Source organism: Sphingobium sp. GW821-FHT02B05, assembly GCF_059421905.1.
Window position 1 is genome coordinate 40050 of the sequence record NZ_JBWKVW010000006.1, and the last position, 17279, is coordinate 57328.

Genomic DNA, 17279 nt, shown 5'->3' on the forward strand with positions numbered 1-17279 from the left:
TTCTGCAGGCGGCGCGGCGGCGAAACAGAGGCTGATTGAACTTGCTCCCACGATGTTCGGTCAGTTGTCTTTGGAAGGGCATTCGTGACTTAGAAATAGTCTGCGAGAAGAAGTTCTCGCACACGGCCCTTTTGATCTCGCAAAGTTACGCGCGTGCCTGCCGGCCTGAAGCGCCACCGCCAATGCTTACCTGAAATGTAAGATCCATCGATACTCCGACCGTTGAGCGCCCGAATACGGTCTCCGACGGTCCAGCCAGCGGCAGCAGCTGGGCTGTTTTCTGCGACATGGACAATGGACAGTTCGTTTCCGGTGAGGGCTAGTCCGAAGCCGCTGTGGTCCTCCAGGATGGGCAATCCGTGCCGCGCTGGTCGCAGCCACACCTGTCCAGCCGAAAGGTCCAGCACCGTGTCAAACTGAGAGATTAGCGGGAGTCCGATGCTGCCCACGGCACTCGTGGACAGCCAGCTTGAAGGTGTAAGTGTAGGAATTGAGGCGACGGAGAATGAGCCTAACTGGACTATTTCAGCCATGAAGGCGGTTGCCAGCATGATACCATCTACCCCTCCGATCGCCGCGGTCGAACGCTTGATTCCTTCAAGGAGTCGATGCTCTTCAACATAGGCGCGGCCCAGCATCAGCGCTGTCGAACTGCCGAGATCGAAGACCATGGGCGCACTTGGCAGACCGGCCACGGAAGCCTGCACGAGTAACTCGCGATTTGCCCCATGTGAAAGCGGGACGCGGCGCCAGTCCGGTCCTGCTGAAAACGAACCGCTCTCGGCGACAGCAATCCGACAATTGTCAAAGTCCAAGGCTATTGAGCGCCCGGTAAGCATATCTGCGCCAAGCACCACATCGACATCGCGGCCTAAAGCGGCCGATACGGCTTTCAGATCGCTTATGATGACAAAGGGTGGGCGGCGCAGTTCGCCCGCAAACGCGATCTCTACATCGCGCGCAAGCTGTACGCTTGCCCGCCCGCCCACTCCGCGAATTGTCCTCCGCTCCGTCGACGAGATTCCAAGTTTGGCTACCAAAGACGAACTGAGGATCGAGGCAGCGCTACCGCTATCGAGAATAGCTTCAGCAGATACGCCCGCCACGTTAATCGGGAGAACTATCGTGTCGCCTGTAACGAGGCTGAACGCCTGCCAACGAGAGAGGGCAGCAAACCCGTTCCAATCGCGCATTATCATCGCCGCTCCCGCGTACGCGGGCCGGTACAGCGCGTCGGCCAATAAAGTCCCGCAGCAAAGAAGCCCCGCAGTAATATCACGCCGAGTAATCGTAGTCTTTCCCAACACCAACTCACTAGCCTTTCAATTCAGGCCGAGGATCCTGCCGACTCGAAGGGGCACATACATTCTAAAGCTATTTGATTAGCAATTCTGCCACGCTATTCACCGAATGGGGTAGCGGTCTGTCATCGTGCCGAACATGCTTAACGTCGATGCGGCTTTGAGGGGACCGCCATGCCCGATTCTTCGGCGGCATCTGCGAAGCCGGCGGCCCGGGCGCGTGGTTCAAACGAGCCAGGCGTTGGCGGTCGCAACGAGCAGAAGGACGCCGAGCATTCCCCGATAGATGACGAACGGCCAGGCGGAGAACCGCTCAAGGACGCGCATCAGCGCCCAGATCGCGGCGAATGCCGAAACGGACGCGACAACCAAGCCCACCGCGAGAACGGACCAGCCATGCAGATCGAGATGGGCTTTGTGCAGCTCCCATAATTCCTTCGATCCCGCCAGAGCGATGGCCGGAATGCCCAACAGGAACGAGAAGCGGGCTGCTTCCTCGCGCTTGAATCCGAGCGCGAGCGCGGCGGTGAGCGTTGATCCTGAGCGCGAGACGCCTGGAATAAGGGCACCGACCTGCGCGAGCCCGACGAGCAGCGCATCAACCAGCGATGCCTTCTCAACACTGCGGCTGTGGCGCGCCAGAATCTCGCTGAGCCCCATCAGCACCGCCATCGCGATGCAGGCCCAGCCAATCACGGGCAGGGCGCGAAAGGGCGAGTTACATGTATTGAGGCTGTTCGACAACAGGGCGCCTGCCAGCACGATCGGGACCGTCGCGAGAGCGATCCAGATCGCTAGACGGAGATTGGGATCGGCGAACTGTCTATGGCCGATGGCCGACACGGAACCAACCGCCAGACGGCGTACATCCTGCCAGAAATAGCTGATCACGGCGGCGAGCGCGGCGAGCTGCATCGCGGCCGAAAAGGCCGATCCTGGATCTCGCCATCCCAACAGGGCCGGAACGACTCTCATATGAGCGGTCGATGAAATCGGCAGAAGTTCGGTGATACCTTGCACCACGCCCAAGATGGCGACCTTGGCATAACCCAGTGTCACGAAGCCCGTGTCGACGCCTGCGGCACATTGTCCGGTCATAGCAGTGCGGTCCTATTGGGTGGTGGATGAGCGTAGATCGTTGCTTCGCTGCCTGGGCGACCGGATCATCTACCTCGCTGGTCGCGACCGACAAGACGCATACCATTGAGCACGACCAGGAGGGATGCGCCGACATCCGCCGCGATCGCGCCCCAGAGCGACGCCATGCCAAGCAGCGTCAAACCTGCGAAAACGAGTTTTATCGCCAGCGAGAAGCCGATGTTCTGCTGGATGACGGCGAGCGTCGCTCTGGAATGCCGGATGAGCCACGGCAGGCGAGAGAGATCGTCCTGCATCAGCGCGATATCCGCCGTCTCGATCGCCGCATCGCTGCCAATCGCGCCCATGGCGATGCCGAGGCCCGATCGCGCCATCGCCGGCGCATCATTGACGCCGTCACCAACCATGGCGACGAGGCCGTGTTGCGCTACCAGCCTTTCAATCGCCTCGACCTTTTGTTCGGGAAGCAGCTCGGCGTGAACCTCATCCACGCCGGTCGCGCGCGAAATGGCCTGGGCAGGCGCGCGACTGTCTCCGGTCAGCATGACGATCTGCGCGATGCCAAGTTCATGCAGTTGCGCGACGATCTGTCGGGCCTCGGGACGCATCGCGTCGCCGACTGCAATCAAGCCGATGATGGCCTCAGCCTCACCGACAATAATCCCGGTCAGTCCCGCTGCGGCTATACGATGCAATTGGACGGCAAGCGCATCATCGCCGGCGTCCCCATGCCGCTCTTCAAGATAACCGGGGGATCCGACCCAGGCCTCCCGACCATCGATCATGCCAACGACGCCTTTGCCCGGCAACGCCGTCACGGCCTTTGCGGGGACCACGTCAACGCCGCGTTCCGCTGCGGCAGCGAGGATCGCACGCGCAATCGGGTGCTCGCTTCGCGCTTCGATAGCAGCCGCAACCGCCAGCAGTTCCAGTTCGTCCCGGCCGCCAAGCGGGATCAGTTCGATCACCTTGGGACGTCCAAGCGTGAGTGTGCCCGTCTTGTCCATGGCGATCGCGGTGATGCGAGCGGGCGTTTCGAGATGGACGCCGCCCTTAATCAGAATTCCCTGCCGGGCCGCGCCGGTCAGCCCCGCGACGATGCTGACGGGGGTGGAGATGACCAAGGCGCAAGGGCAGGCGATGACAAGCAGCACCAGCGCCTGGTAAAACCAGGCGGCCCAACTACCTCCGAGCAGAAGCGGCGGCACTAAGAATACCGCCAGCGCAAGCGCCATCACGACCGGCGTGTAGATCCGTGCGAAGCGCTCCACCCACTGTTCGGTCGGCGCACGCTTGCTCTGCGCTTCACCGACCATCCGCACGATACGGGCGAGCGTCGTGTCGGAGGCTGGCCGGGTCGTTATGATCTCGATCGCGCCCATGCCGTTAATGGTCCCGGCAAAGACCGTTGCGCCTTGCTCGACGGTGACGGGTACGCTTTCGCCTGTAATCGGCGCCTGATCGACCGCGCTGGTTCCCGCAACCACGCGCCCATCGAGCGGAATCTTGCCGCCGGGCGGAACGATCACCTGCGTTCCGACCGCGACCTCGGCGACCGGCACATTCTTCTCGACACCCGCGGCATCGCGTATCCGGGCAGAGTCGGGGGCGATGTCCATGAGCGCCGCGACGGCACGGCGGGCCCGTCCAAGGCTCCATGCCTCGAGGGCGAGGGCGAGGGCGAAGAAGAACGCGACCGTCGCGGCTTCGAACCATTGCCCAATGCCAAGGGCGCCTGCCACCGCGACGATCATGAGCAGGTTCATGTCCGGCCGGAGCCGTCGCGCCGCGAGGATCGCCTTGGGGGCGACGTACCGAACCGCCGCGAGGATCGCCAGCGAATAGGCGAGCATGGCGAGGAGCGGAGGATGGGCCTCACGCGCCAGATTCTCGTGCAGCACCGCGGCGAGTCCGCTCGCGCGAACATGGATCGCAAAGCCCACCACGACCAACACGCCGCTCGCGATCGTCAGCGCGGCCTGGATGCGGCGCCGACGCTGTTCGGCTTGCGCACCGGCACTGTTCTCGCCTTCTTTCCAGAGCTCGGCGCGCATGCCGGTGCGCTCGACCGCCTTCAATATTTCGGCGTGATGCACAGCGTCGGAAGCACCCGCGACCGACATGCGGCCATTGATGAGATCAAACGACAGCTTCTCCAACCCGACGACCGGCCCGACTTCGCGCTTGAGCACCGCGACTTCGTCGCCGCAGTCCATGCCGTGGATCTTGAAGATGACGCTATTCGGACGGTCAGGAAGTATCTGTTCGACAGGCATCGGTTCGCCCGAGCAGCCGCTGCAACCGCCAGCATCTGCTTTATCCTCTGCGAACGCATCTGCGGTTTGCAATTCGGCTGTCATCCCGGTGGTCGAGACGGCCGCGATCAGCGCCTCCACCCCGATGCCGGACTCGACATCGACATCGAGGAGACCGCGCTTCGGCTGGAATGACAAAAGCTGTTCGTCCCCGACAAGCGGGACGAGGACTTCCTTGAGAAGCCGAACCTCATTCTGGCAGTCGAGCCCGTCAACCTTGAAACGCCACCAGCGGTCCATCGCGATAGCGTGCGCGTCGGTATGCTCGACCATATCGTCACCTCGACTCTTCGACATGACACCCTCTATAAAGTCTGAAGTCACTAGAGGGTCAACTGATATGTCCGTCGAGCTACTCAGCATTGGAAAGCTCGCGAAAGCGACAGGGACGAAGGTCGAGACAATTCGCTACTATGAGAGCGTGGGCTTGCTTGCCCCGCCGGGGCGGACGAAGGGCAATTATCGGGCCTACTCCGCGCAGCATCTCGCAAGGCTCAGCTTCATCCGCCGGGCACGCGCGCTGGGTTTCTCGATCGACCAGGTCCAGGAGCTTCTCAAGCTCGCCGACCAGAAAGACATTTCGTGCAAGGCAGTCGACACGATCGCCCGCCAACATCTCGCCGAGATCGACCGAAAGCTTCGGGATCTGAATACCCTCAGATCCGAACTGAGCAGCGTTATCGTCCAGTGCGGGCAGGGCACAATTTCCGAGTGCCGCATCATCGAGACGTTAGCGCCGGATTCCACCGCATTCAGTTAGGGGAGATGGTGTCCGATAATGCCCTCCGCACGCACGAGTTAATGCAAACGAGTCGCAAAACTGCTTGACCCTCTAGCTGCTAGAGGGTCTAAAGGAGGCGGATGTTTACGTCCCCGACCCGCCTCCGCCTTTTGCCGATTCGCGTGCAAGCGTCTTCAGTCCGCCGATGGGTGCTACGCATGATGGCGGTGCTTGCTGCCGTGGCCTCTACACTGGGTGCCAGCGCTATGGCCCATGCGGAAACGGCCGATGTCCAGACCGCATGGCGGCTTCTGGACTATATGTCGGTCGACTATCGTGGCGCGGTCTCCGGTGGCAGGATCAAGAGTGCCTCCGAATATGCCGAAATGACCGAGTTCGCGGCGTCGGTCTCCGCGCGCCTCGCGGCGTTGCCGCCAACGCCTGAACGCGCGAGGCTCATCGAGGGTGCGACACGGCTTCAGGCGGTCGTTGCCGCCAAGGGCTCGCCGAGCCAGGTTGCCGATCTTGCCCATGGTCTCGCCGCCGATCTGCTTAAAGCCTATCCGGTCCCGCTTGCTCCGGCCAAGGCACCCGATTTCGCGCGTGGCGCGACGCTCTTCGCCCAGAATTGCGCGAGTTGCCACGGTGCGGCCGGCGATGGTCACGGCCCGAACGCCGCCAAGCTCGCCACCCCGCCTATCGCGTTCACCGATGTCACCCGCGCTCGCCAACGCAGCCCCTTCGCGCTCTATCAGGTGATCGACCAGGGTATCGATGGCACCGCGATGCAGAGCTTTTCGTCGCTGCCCACAGACGACCGCTGGGCGCTTGCTTTCTATGCAGGGCATTTCGCCTTTTCCGATGCGGCCGCTAAGGTAGGCGAACGGCTATGGAAAGCCGATCCCAGCGTTCGCCAACGGATTCCCGATCTGACGGCCCTGGCCGGGCTGACCCCGGAAACGCTGGCCAAGAGTATGGGGCCCGAGCAGGCCGATGCGATCATCGCCTATCTGCGCCGCCACCCTGAAGCCGTGGTTCAGCAGGCACCGGGCTCGCTCGACGTGGCGCGGGGCAAGCTGGCGCAGAGCCTCGCGGCCTATCGCGCGGGCAATCGCCATGCAGCGCAGGAACTCGCGCTGTCGGCCTATCTCGACGGGTTCGAGCCGCTCGAACCCATGCTGACCGCGCGTGACGCAACGCTTATGGGGCATATCGAGAGCGCCATGGGCGAATTCCGCGCATCGCTCCAGCAAGGCCGCCCGGCCGACGAGGTTGCGACCCGCGTCCAGGTGCTCGGTGGTCTGTTCGATGACGCGGAAGCTGCGCTGTCTCCGGACGCGGCGAGCAGTGCATCGACCTTCGTCGGCGCTCTCACCATCCTGCTGCGCGAGGGCCTTGAAGCGCTGCTGATCGTCGTTGCGATGATCGCCTTCCTGCGCAAGGCCGAGCGACCCGAGGTGCTGCCTTATGTCCATGGCGGCTGGATCGGCGCGCTGGCGGCGGGCGGCCTGACCTGGGCGGTTGCGACCTACGCGATCGGGATCAGCGGCGCGAGCCGGGAGCTCACCGAAGGGTTCGGATCGCTGTTCGCGGCCGTCGTCCTGCTCTCCGTCGGGATCTGGATGCATGGCAAGGCGCAGGCGGATCAATGGAAGCGCTACATCCGCGAGAAGATGTCGCGCGCACTGTCACGGCAATCGGCCTGGTTCCTGTTCGGTCTCGCTTTCGTCGTCGTCTATCGCGAGGTGTTCGAGACGATCCTGTTCTATGCGGCGCTCTGGACCCAGGGTAATGGAGGCATGATGCTGGCTGGCGCCGGCTCGGCGGTCCTGCTGCTCGGCCTCATTGCCTGGGCGATGCTGCGCTACAGCCGCGACCTGCCGATCGCGAAGTTCTTCGCCTACAGCGCGTGGCTGATGGCGCTCCTCACCATCGTACTCGCCGGCAAGGGCGTGGCCGCGCTGCAGGAAGCCGGCATCATCGACATTGCCCCGCTTGGCGGCGGAATTCGTGTTTCGATGCTCGGCATCTTCCCGACCGTGCAGTCGATGGGCGCCCAGTTGTTGATGCTCGTCGCGGTGGCGGGCGGGTTCATCCTCAACCGGCGCCGAGCCGCCGTGGCAGGCGGCTGATGCGGTTGTCAGCGACGCGGAACATTCGCCTTGACCCTCTAGTCGCTAGAGGGTGCATAGGGGTCTCCTGGTGTTTGCGCGAGTACATGGTCATGGTCTGTAGTAGCTGTCAGTCGGAGACTCCGCCGGCACGTGTTTATGCGGCGTGCGGCACTATCCCGTTGCCAGCTTTCCTGTTAGGGGTTGATTCGTGCGACGACTGTTGAACATCCTTGCTTACTTGATGATCGTTCTCTCCTTGGGGACGACAGCGACGGCGCATGTGCTGGAACGGCCGGATGTAAGCGTTTCATCGCATGAAACGAGCGTGGGTGAAGTTGCCGTGGGCCATGCGCCAGGGGACGCCGACCAAGTGCCTTCCGATGGCGACAAAGGGTATCCTCACCATCACGGCGGTTGCCACGGCGATCACGTCGCCGCGCCGGCCAAGGTTGCCAATACCGCACTCACGCGTGATCTTCGGCTCGCACCTATCTTCGCGAGCCATTCCATGCGGCCGCTTTCTACGGCTGACCCTGCGCTGAGGCCGCCGCAAGCCTGACGATCCGCTGACCCCGCTGGCCTATTGCGCGCGGGGCAAAATCGGTATGTCCAGGAGTTATCATCTATGTATCGCACAATCGCGGCCGTCATGGTCGCGGCGACTCTAGCCAGTACGGCCGGGGCGCAGACAGTACCGCCGCCCGGCATTCCGGCGGCGACCACTTCGTCACAAACATCGGATGCGTTTTCCCTCGAGAACGCTCTTGCTGCAGGCGGTATGCCATCAGCTTCGTCCGCCGCCGGTAACGGCGCAGGATCCGGCCCGGGAGGTAACGGTCCAGGTCCCCTTCCGTCGGTCGCGGCGGCCAACGCCGGCGTGGGTGCCGCGACTGCGGCACGGCGGGTTGCTGGCCTCCGCCCTAACCCCGAGGTTCAGGCGCAGGTGGAGAACATCGCCGGAACCGGCGTTTACAAGGGTCTGCGAAGCTCCGAGACGACGGTTGGGGTGGCCCTCCCGATAGAGCTGGGTGGCAAGCGGCCGGCACGTGTCGCGCTGGCGACCGCACGGCTCACCCGTGCGCAAGTCCAGGCTGAAATCGCGAGAGCGGATCTCCGCTTGCGGATTACGCAGCTCTATATCGAAGCCGCCGCTGCCGAGCGCCGCGCCGAGGTGCTGAGCGAGCAGGCCGGAATCGCCAACAACGCGTTCCGCGTCTCAAGCGAGCGCGTCAAAGCCGGCGACGTCGGGCCGATCGAACAACAACGCGCAGACGTGCTGCGCATCAATGCACAGGTCGCGGCCGACAGTGCGGCGCGACAGGCTCAAGCCGCGCGTGCCAATCTTGAGACATTGCTTGCCGCTCCAGTGACGGGGCCGCTCGATCGCGCCTGGTTCGAGCAGATCGATGGCTACGGACCGCCTCGGCCCATCGACGTTGAAGGGACGCTGGCGCTGGCTGCTGCGGAAGCGGATGTTCGGACTGCTGATGCGCAGGTGGGCGTCGCTAGGTCGTTGCGCGTCCCTGACCTGACCGTCAGCACCTTCGCTCGCCGGTTCGCATCAACCAACGACACCGCTGCTATGGTCGGCATCTCGATCCCGATACCATTCTTTAACAATGGTAGCGCCTTCGTAGCCCAATCGCGCTCGGAACAAACGCAGGCGATCGCGCTGCGCAATCTCGCGGTGGTCGACACGCGCCAACAGATCGCCAGTGCGCAGACCGAGGTGGCGAATGCCGCTGCGACCGCGCGGGCGGCGGGTGGTCCCGGCCTTGCCGCGGCACAGGAAGCTGCCCGCATCGCGCGGATCGGTTGGAGCCAGGGCAAGTTCGACCAGATCGCACTTCTCGATGCCGAGCGCACCCTTTCACAAACCCGCCAGACCTACGTCGATGCGCTCGCTGCGTATCACGACGCGCAGGCGCGGCTCGACCGGCTCACGACGCCGGCCCCCATGATTTCCGGAGACAATCGATGATCGATCAGGACGATAATCAGAAGCGGCGCCCGTTGGCGGGCGTTGCTGCAATTGCCCTTATGGCTGGGCTGGGCAGTTTCGCTCTTTCGAGTTGCGGCGCCGACAAGTCGACCGAAGCGGCCGCAAGCAACAATGCCACTGCTGCTGCACCTGAAAAGAAGGCTCCCGATACCGTGACGATGGCCGCGCAGGCGATCGAACAAGCGGGTATTGCGACCGAGACCATCCGACCTGGCGGCCTTGGCGCGGAGATCGTCGCGCAAGCAACCGTAGGCGCGTCGCCGCAAGGCGAGGCGATCGTGACCGCGCGTGCCGGCGGCGCCGTGACCCGGCTATTAAAGCGTCTCGGTGATCCCGTACGTGCTGGCGAGACACTGGCTATCGTCGAGAGCCGGGACGCCGCTCAGTTCGCGGCCGATCGCACGGTCGCTGCCGCAAAGTACGCGCTCGCACAGAAGGCACTTGCGCGTGAGCAATATCTGTATCGCCAGAAGGTGTCGGCGCGGGTGGACCTGGAGCAGGCGGAAGCGGGAGCTGCGTCGGCAGCAGCGGAATCACGCCGGGCAAGCGTGGCGGCAGGTGCCGCCAGAGTAACGGCAGATGGCCGAGGCGTTGCGGTATCGAGTCCGATTTCGGGCCGCGTCACCTCAGAGAATGTCAGCCTGGGCGCTTTCGTCCAGCCCGAGACCGAGCTGATGCGTGTCGCAGATGCGTCCAAGATCCAGGTTGAGGCGGCGGTCGGTCCGAGCGATGCGCAGCGGCTTGCGCCGGGCGATCGGGCGATCATCGAATTGCCCGACGGGCGCACAGTGGAGGCGCGGGTGCGTGCTGTCACTCCGGGCCTCGCCAACGACACGCGCTCGGCGACAGCGGTCCTCGATGTGACGGGTACGCTGCAACCGGGCCTCGCCGTAAGGGTGCGATTGTTGCCGAGCCGTGGTGACACCTCCAATGCGATCGTGGTGGCGGAGGACGCGGTGCAATCGCTGGAAGGGCGCGACGTCGTGTTCGTCCGTACTCTCAAGGGCTTTCGCGCGCAGACGGTCACCCTAGGCCAGCGCAGCAACGGCCGCGTCGAAATCGTCAGGGGGCTGCCAGCGGGCAGTCAAGTCGCAACCAAGAACGCATTCCTGCTCAAGGCCGAACTCGGCAAGGGCGCGGGCGAGGAAGAATAGACCATGATAGCCAACCTCATGGCGCTCTCTGTCCGCATGCGCTGGACGGTCCTCGCGCTTTTCCTCGTTATCGGCGGTCTCGGCATCTGGCAGCTTACCAAGCTGCCAATCGACGCTGTTCCCGACATCACCACCAAACAGGTCCAGATCAATACGGTCGACCCGCGTCTTTCGCCGGTCGAAATCGAGAAGCTTGTCACCTACCCCGTCGAGATTGCGCTCGCCGGCATCCCCGGTCTCGAAACCACGCGTTCGATCTCGCGTAACGGCTTCAGCCAGGTCAGTGCGATCTTCACCGACAGCACCGACCTCTACTTTGCACGCCAGCAGGTCGGCGAGCGCCTCCGCCAAGCCACTCAGAACCTGCCGCAAGGCGTGCAGCCGCAGGTCGGGCCGGTCTCGACCGGTCTTGGCGAGATCGTCATGTATACGGTCGGCTATGCTAACCCCGACGGCAAGGGCGCGAAGAAGGTCGCGGGCCAACCCGGCTGGCAGCCAGATGGTAGCTATCTGACGCCCGAAGGCGAGCGGCTGACCGATCCGGTTGCCAAGGCAAGCTATCTGCGCACCGTCCAGGATTGGATCATTGGCCCCCAGCTTCGGTCGGTAAAAGGCATTGCCGGGGTCGATTCGATTGGGGGCTATGCCAAGACCTTCGTGGTCGAACCGGATCCGACGAAACTTGCCAGTTTCGGCATATCGTATAGCGAACTGGGCCAAGCCCTTGAAAACGCGAACCTCGCCGTTGGCGCGAATTACTACAACAAGGGCGGCGAAGCCTATCTGGTTCGCGTCGATTCCCGAGTGCGGACCGTCGATGAAATCCGCAATGCCGTCGCTGCGACGCGGGGCGGCACGCCGATCACCATCGGCCAGATCGCGAATGTTCGCGTTGGCGGTGATTTGCGCACCGGCGCCGGCAGCATGAACGGCCAGGAGGCGGTCATCGGCACGGTGCTGATGTTGATCGGCCAGAACAGCCGGGTCGTAGCTGAACAGGCTACAGCGAAGCTCGATCAGGTTGCAAAGACGCTGCCACCCGGCGTCCAGGTGAAGGTGGTGCTGAACCGCGCAGAGCTGGTCGGCGCCACGGTGGCGACGGTCCAGCGCAACCTGACCGAAGGTGCAATCCTCGTCGCGGCGTCGCTGTTCCTGCTGCTCGGCAACTGGCGAGCAGCGGTGATCGCGACGCTGGTCATACCGTTTTCGTTCCTGATGATGGCAATGGGCATGAATGCCTTCAACGTGCCCGGCAATTTGATGAGCCTGGGCGCGCTCGACTTCGGTCTGATCGTCGATGGCGCGGTCATCATCATTGAAAACTGCCTCGCCAGACTCGCGCACCGACAGGAACATGAAGGCCGACTTCTTTCGCTCCGGGAACGACTGGAGGAGACGATGCGGGCCGCGCAGGAGATGATCAAGCCGACCGTATTTGGCCAGGCGATCATCCTGCTCGCCTTTGCTCCGCTCCTCACCTTCACGGGAACCGAGGGCAAGACGTTTTCGCCGATGGCGATCACCATCATGCTCGCGCTGGTTGCAGCATTCGTATTGGCGATCACGCTGGTGCCCGCACTGGTCGCGATCCTGATTCGCGGCAAGGTCGCCGAGAAGGACGTGTGGCTGATCCGCAAGTCCAAGGAACGCTATCTGCCGCTGCTCGACAAGGCGATCGCAAAGCCGTGGCCGTTCATCCTCGGCGGGCTGGCCTTCTTTCTGGCGGCGATCCCGGCGTTCGGACTGCTCGGATCGGAATTCATTCCGCAGCTTGACGAGAAGAATCTCGCCTTCGCATCGACGCGCGTACCCTCGGTCAGCCTTGATCAATCCCTGCTGATGGAACGAAAGGTCGAGGAGGCGGTCACCAAGGTCCCTGAAGTCGCCTTGATGTTTTCCAAGACAGGTACGGCGGAAGTTGCCAGCGACCCGATGCCGCCGAACGTCTCGGACGGCTTCATCATCTTGAAAGAGAAGGAGGAGTGGGCCGAAGGCACGACCAAAGCCGACGTGATCGCCAAGATCCAGAAGGCGACCGGCGGGCTGCTTGGCAATCTTTACGAAGTCAGTCAGCCTATCCAGCTCCGGTTCAACGAACTGATCGCGGGCGTTCGTGGCGATGTGGCGATCAAGCTGTATGGCGACGATCTCGACAAAATGTCATTGGCCGCGAACGAGATGGTCCGAGTGCTCCAGACCATCCCGGGCGCGGCGAGCGTCAAGGCCGACCAGGTGGGCGGCGCGCCGGCGCTTGACGTGAAGCTCGATCGCGCAGCGATCGCACGTCTTGGTCTAACGGTCCGCGACGTTGCGGATACGGTGGCGGCAGGGCTTGGCGGCCGTGAGTCGGGGCTCGTGTATGAGGGCGATCGACGGTTCGATGTCACGGTGCGCGTACCGGAGGCGACGCGTACAAACCTCGACGACATTCGGTCGCTGCCGGTGCTGCTGCCCGAAGTCGCGGGACGGCCGCGTGCCCAGGTGCCGCTCGCGCAGGTCGCTCAAATCCGGCTAACGGAAGGGTTGAACCAGATCAGTCGCGAGAACGGCAAGCGCCGTGTGGTCGTCCAGGTGAACCTCGGCGGACGCGACGCCGGCTCGTTCGTCGAGGAGGCGCAGGCGAAGATCGCCCAGGTCAAACTGCCTGCCGGTTACTACCTCGAGTGGGGCGGTCAGTTCGAGAACCTTGCCGCGGCGTCCAAGCGGCTGTCGATCGTGGTGCCGCTGTGCTTCCTGGTAATCTTCGGCTTGCTGTACATGGCGCTCGGCGGGTTCGGCAGGGCAGCATCTGTGTTTCTGGCGGTACCGCTGGGGTTGGCGGGCGGCGTATTTACCTTGCTGCTGACGGGCATCAATTTCTCGGTATCGGCGGCGGTCGGGTTCATCTGCCTGGCCGGCGTGGCGGTCCTCAACGGGCTCGTGGTGATGTCCGCGATCCGTGAGCGAAGCGAAGCCGGACTGCCGGTGGTAGAGGCAATCCGACACGGCATGGCTGAGAAGATGCGTGCGGTCATCATGACCGGGTTCGTGCCCGCAATCGGCTTCGTGCCGATGGCGCTCGCTCACGGCACCGGCGCCGAGGTGCAGAAGCCGCTCGCCGTCACCGTGATCGGCGGTCTCGTTGCGGCCACGATCCTTACCCTCCTCGTGCTGCCGGCGCTCGCGAAAGTGATCCTTGGGCGGACCGATAATAAAAAAGAGCAAGAGGCCAGCACGCCGCATGGCGCGGAACTCGCCCCCTCGAAAGGAGAAGCCTGATGGGACAATCGGTCCGGAAACTGCTGCGAATTTATACCGATGAATCGGCATATATCGGCGATCGCAAGGTATTCGAATATGTCGCCTCGATGGCGCGCGATCGAAAGATGGCAGGTCTTACGGTGCTGGAGGCGCTGATAGGCTTCGGGGCGTCGTCACACGTTCACCGCCGGCATGTGCTCGAAAGCGACCGAGCTGTGGTGATCGAGATCGTTGATTTCGAAGATGCGTTGCGTGCGTTTGTTGCCGGTCTGGATGATGTGCCTGACATCGGTCTCATCACGCTCGAAGCCATAGAGGTCATCGGAGGCAAGGCGAGTCAGGCACTGGAAAGCCCGAGCCAATGAGAATCGGCCCGGCAAGCGGTGGGGCTTGCACCTTGCAAGCCCCGGCCGCGCCGCCAGCTCCCATCAATCCCCCGCCCAATCGGGGAGGCGGCCGCCTCTGCGCGGCCTCCGGTTTCGCCGCGCCTTGGCCGGACAGGACAGGCAGCCATGAAGGAAGAGACAAGTTTCGAGTTCAATATGTCCGCGCTGCGGGTTTGGTCCCTGCTTTCCGATCTCAAGGGCTTTGCACGCTGGCATCCAATGTATCGCATCGCCGGCGTAGCGGAGCCGGCTGCCGAAATGGACGTGACCTTCCTTCTGTTCGGCGGCGATCGCAAGATGACGACGCAGATGACCGTCAACAGGCTGGTCAAACCTCAGCTGATCGGATGGCAAATGGGTGTGCGGGGCTTCCTGACGCTCGACGAGCGCTACGAGATCGAGCCCATCGCCAACGGCGTCCGAATCCATCATTCGATCGACTGCCGAGGGATGGTCGGCGTCCTGATCGGTCCCTTGATGCGCAAAGGGCTGCGCCGCAACATGCGGCAACAGGATTTGGCCTTTCTCGCCCTCCTGCGCCGGCAATCGCGACTGCCAGGGCGGTCCACCCGGCACAGTCGGCGCCCCGTCAAGCCACCGCCTCCTCGCGGCGCTGCGAACGACTGACGGGCCAACATTCCGAAGAAAGGCATCAATCATGGTAGATAACCGCCCGTCCCCAGGGTTGCTATGCCCGACGTGCCGCGTCGATCTCGTCATGAGCGAGCGGCAGGGCATCGAGATCGATTATTGCCCGCAATGTCGTGGGGTCTGGCTCGATCGCGGCGAGCTCGACAAGATCATCGAGCGCAGCGCCGGGGACGACAGCGGGCGGCCGTTGAGCGGCGGTCGTCTCGGAATATCGGACGGTCGCGGCCATGGCGATCATGGCGGGAAGCACGGCTACGAGCGGGGGCATAAGGGTCGCCGCAAGGGCTTCCTAAGCGAATTATTCGACTGACTGCTGTGGATCGGCCGCCGCACAACGAGTCCTTCGGGTGTCCGTGTGAGAACGGCCCGCGCCATGGGCGTGCACCCCTGAACGCCCATGGCGACAGATCATGGAAAGACGGGGAGATGGCGGCTTGGCGGCCCAAGGGCGGCCGGGCGAGATGGATTATCTTCGCAACCGGGCTTGCCCTGGTGCCGAGCCTGCTCGGCTGCTCCCCATCGACCGCCGAACGCGCGGCCGAAGCATCCCGTGATCGCAAGATGCCCGACTTCATCGGTGAGCATTTTTACGCCTGTCCTGATGGTTCACGCATCGATGTCGACTTCCTCGGCGATGGCTTGACCCTCGACATAAAGACAAGACCGAACGCCACCCCGGTGCGAGTGACTTCGCCGGCAAGCGGGCAGACCTATGTGGGTCCAAATCTCAACGTGTCGATCTCAGGCGGCGACCGGATTACGCTAATGCGCCCCGGCGCGCGCGCCATGGCCTGCAAGAGGGTGCTCGCCTATCGAGAGTCAGCTCAAAAGGTGGCAATCGGACAAACCGCAGGGTCGGTCGCATGATGATGCCGCCGTCATTGTGGGAAACCCTTTCTCATATCTTCAGCCTTGCGCTCGCGTATGCGCTAGCCCTTCCGGTTGGCTGGGACAGGGAGAAGGACGAACGCAGTGCTGGCATCCGGACCTTTCCGCTAGTCGCCATTGCCAGTTGCGGGTTCGTGCTTGTCGGCATTGCCATTCTCGGACGCACCTCTCCTGCCCAAGCACGTCTGCTCGAAGGATTGATCACAGGCGTCGGCTTCATCGGCGGCGGCGCCATATTGAAGCATGGCGGGAAGGCTTCCGGGACCGCTACCGCTGCAAGCCTCTGGGCGACCGGAGCGTTGGGGGCCGCAGTCGGCTATGGTCTCTATGACATCGCGGCGGTTCTCAGCCTGACGACCTTCCTGACATTGCACTGCTCTCGTCCGCTGAAGCGTGCTTCCAAAGATCGGGTCGAGCAGGTTGACCGGCAATGAGGCACAATCATCCATCAGACACGCGCGCGAAATGGCGATTGCCGAAGGGTAGAGGGCGATCCGCGCCCGTGTCTGCACTTTCGAGCGACGATCGTCGTTCACGCTTGGCCCGCTGGGCTTCTCTGTTCGAACGCCACCCTCATCAGCTTATCACGCTTTTGCGTCCGTCATGGGCAGCGGGCGACGACATCTCGCCGATGGCAGAGACCCCAAGTGCCATCGACCTGGCTTGGGCCGACCCGGTTTTTCGCGTGACAGGTCTCGGGGGGCGATCTCGGGGTGACGTGAAATCGTTTTTCCATCTTTCGGACACGGAGCTTGACCGGATCGCATCTGGGTCTTGGCGCGTCCGGTTGCGCCCTGCTTGGCAAGTCGCGGCCCGAATTCGCAACGTCGCGGATACCCGCCAAGAAAAGCTGCTCCTGATTGGCTCCATAGTCATGATCACCATCGTGATCGGAGTTGCCCAATGGCTTGGATGATTGTCAGATTAACGAGGGTCCTGATGACCGAGTTCATGTCCGCCACCGGCTTTAGGCCGATAGCGCTCGCACTGACCGCTTGTCGCGACGGCACGAACCCCCGGAGGCGCAAATGACACCGTTCCGGATCGGGATCATTGGCATGGGGGCGTTACTGGTGTCGTCGGGCTGTTCTGAGCAGCCTCGCAAGGCTCCTCCAACGGAACAGCAAATTCACGCTGGCGATAGCGGGGATGCTGGTGGAACCCCCGGACGTCACCCTTATCGGTGCGACGATAATCGCCCGCTCCTCATCGACTTCAAGGATGAGGGGCTGACCCTTGAGTTACGGCGCGAAACGGGCGCGCCGCCGGTGGTACTGACCGCTCCCGCGCCTGGGCTGCAATATGTCGGCGACACGATGAGCGCGACCTTCACGGGCAACGAAATCAAAATCGATGAAGGGGACAAGCCTCCGGTCCTATGCAGTAAGGCAACAAGCCTGTGACCAATC

16 protein-coding genes are annotated in these 17279 nt (G+C 63.1%); 13 read left to right on the forward strand and 3 right to left on the reverse strand.

The annotated features are described in order from the left end of the window. Positions 1–89: 89 nt before the first annotated feature. The 3 genes from AC07UX_RS16380 to AC07UX_RS16390 all read right to left on the reverse strand — a co-directional run bounded on the left by AC07UX_RS16380 (position 90) and on the right by AC07UX_RS16390 (position 4987). Complete coding sequence (locus AC07UX_RS16380) at positions 90–1199, reverse strand: aspartyl protease family protein (protein WP_495193053.1); 1110 nt, start codon at positions 1197–1199, stop codon at positions 90–92. A 327-nt stretch (positions 1200–1526) separates the two neighbouring features. Beyond that, the gene (locus tag AC07UX_RS16385; RefSeq protein ID WP_495193054.1) at positions 1527–2399 is read right to left on the reverse strand and encodes an undecaprenyl-diphosphate phosphatase; all 873 of its coding nucleotides are present in this window, start codon (positions 2397–2399) and stop codon (positions 1527–1529) included. Positions 2400–2464: 65 nt separating this feature from the next. Beyond that, complete coding sequence (locus AC07UX_RS16390; RefSeq protein WP_495193055.1) at positions 2465–4987, reverse strand: heavy metal translocating P-type ATPase; 2523 nt, start codon at positions 4985–4987, stop codon at positions 2465–2467. Between the two features lie 67 nt (positions 4988–5054). Here AC07UX_RS16390 and AC07UX_RS16395 point away from each other — a divergent pair, with 67 nt between their 5' ends. From AC07UX_RS16395 to AC07UX_RS16455, 13 genes are all read left to right on the forward strand, one after another. Further along, the gene (locus AC07UX_RS16395) at positions 5055–5474 is read left to right on the forward strand and encodes a MerR family transcriptional regulator (protein WP_495193056.1); all 420 of its coding nucleotides are present in this window, start codon (positions 5055–5057) and stop codon (positions 5472–5474) included. Positions 5475–5653: 179 nt separating this feature from the next. Then, positions 5654–7567, forward strand: a complete 1914-nt coding sequence (locus AC07UX_RS16400) for an FTR1 family protein (RefSeq protein ID WP_495193057.1) — start codon at positions 5654–5656, stop codon at positions 7565–7567. Positions 7568–7769: 202 nt separating this feature from the next. Further along, positions 7770–8108 (forward strand): hypothetical protein, encoded by a 339-nt coding sequence (locus AC07UX_RS16405; protein WP_495193058.1) that lies wholly within the window; start codon positions 7770–7772, stop codon positions 8106–8108. 66 nt (positions 8109–8174) lie between these two features. Beyond that, complete coding sequence (locus AC07UX_RS16410) at positions 8175–9530, forward strand: TolC family protein (RefSeq protein WP_495193059.1); 1356 nt, start codon at positions 8175–8177, stop codon at positions 9528–9530. Continuing rightward, complete coding sequence (locus AC07UX_RS16415) at positions 9527–10705, forward strand: efflux RND transporter periplasmic adaptor subunit (RefSeq protein ID WP_495193060.1); 1179 nt, start codon at positions 9527–9529, stop codon at positions 10703–10705. The genes AC07UX_RS16410 and AC07UX_RS16415 overlap by 4 nt, the downstream gene beginning before the upstream one ends. Before the next feature lie 3 nt (positions 10706–10708). Then, a complete protein-coding gene (locus AC07UX_RS16420; RefSeq protein WP_495193061.1) occupies positions 10709–13963 on the forward strand; it encodes an efflux RND transporter permease subunit in 3255 nt (1084 codons plus the stop codon). Then, entirely contained in the window at positions 13963–14310 is a 348-nt protein-coding gene (locus AC07UX_RS16425; protein ID WP_495193062.1) for a DUF190 domain-containing protein, read from the forward strand. The genes AC07UX_RS16420 and AC07UX_RS16425 overlap by 1 nt, the downstream gene beginning before the upstream one ends. Before the next feature lie 147 nt (positions 14311–14457). Next, complete coding sequence (locus AC07UX_RS16430; RefSeq protein WP_495193063.1) at positions 14458–14958, forward strand: SRPBCC family protein; 501 nt, start codon at positions 14458–14460, stop codon at positions 14956–14958. A gap of 91 nt (positions 14959–15049) precedes the next feature. Continuing rightward, on the forward strand, positions 15050–15292 hold the full coding sequence (locus AC07UX_RS16435; RefSeq protein WP_495193131.1) for a TFIIB-type zinc ribbon-containing protein: 243 nt from the start codon (positions 15050–15052) through the stop codon (positions 15290–15292). Between the two features lie 116 nt (positions 15293–15408). Then, a complete protein-coding gene (locus tag AC07UX_RS16440) occupies positions 15409–15849 on the forward strand; it encodes a hypothetical protein (protein WP_495193064.1) in 441 nt (146 codons plus the stop codon). Then, complete coding sequence (locus AC07UX_RS16445) at positions 15849–16304, forward strand: MgtC/SapB family protein (RefSeq protein ID WP_495193132.1); 456 nt, start codon at positions 15849–15851, stop codon at positions 16302–16304. The genes AC07UX_RS16440 and AC07UX_RS16445 overlap by 1 nt, the downstream gene beginning before the upstream one ends. Before the next feature lie 104 nt (positions 16305–16408). Further along, on the forward strand, positions 16409–16786 hold the full coding sequence (locus AC07UX_RS16450; RefSeq protein ID WP_495193065.1) for a hypothetical protein: 378 nt from the start codon (positions 16409–16411) through the stop codon (positions 16784–16786). Positions 16787–16898: 112 nt separating this feature from the next. After that, positions 16899–17273, forward strand: a complete 375-nt coding sequence (locus AC07UX_RS16455; RefSeq protein WP_495193066.1) for a hypothetical protein — start codon at positions 16899–16901, stop codon at positions 17271–17273. Positions 17274–17279 lie beyond the last annotated feature (6 nt).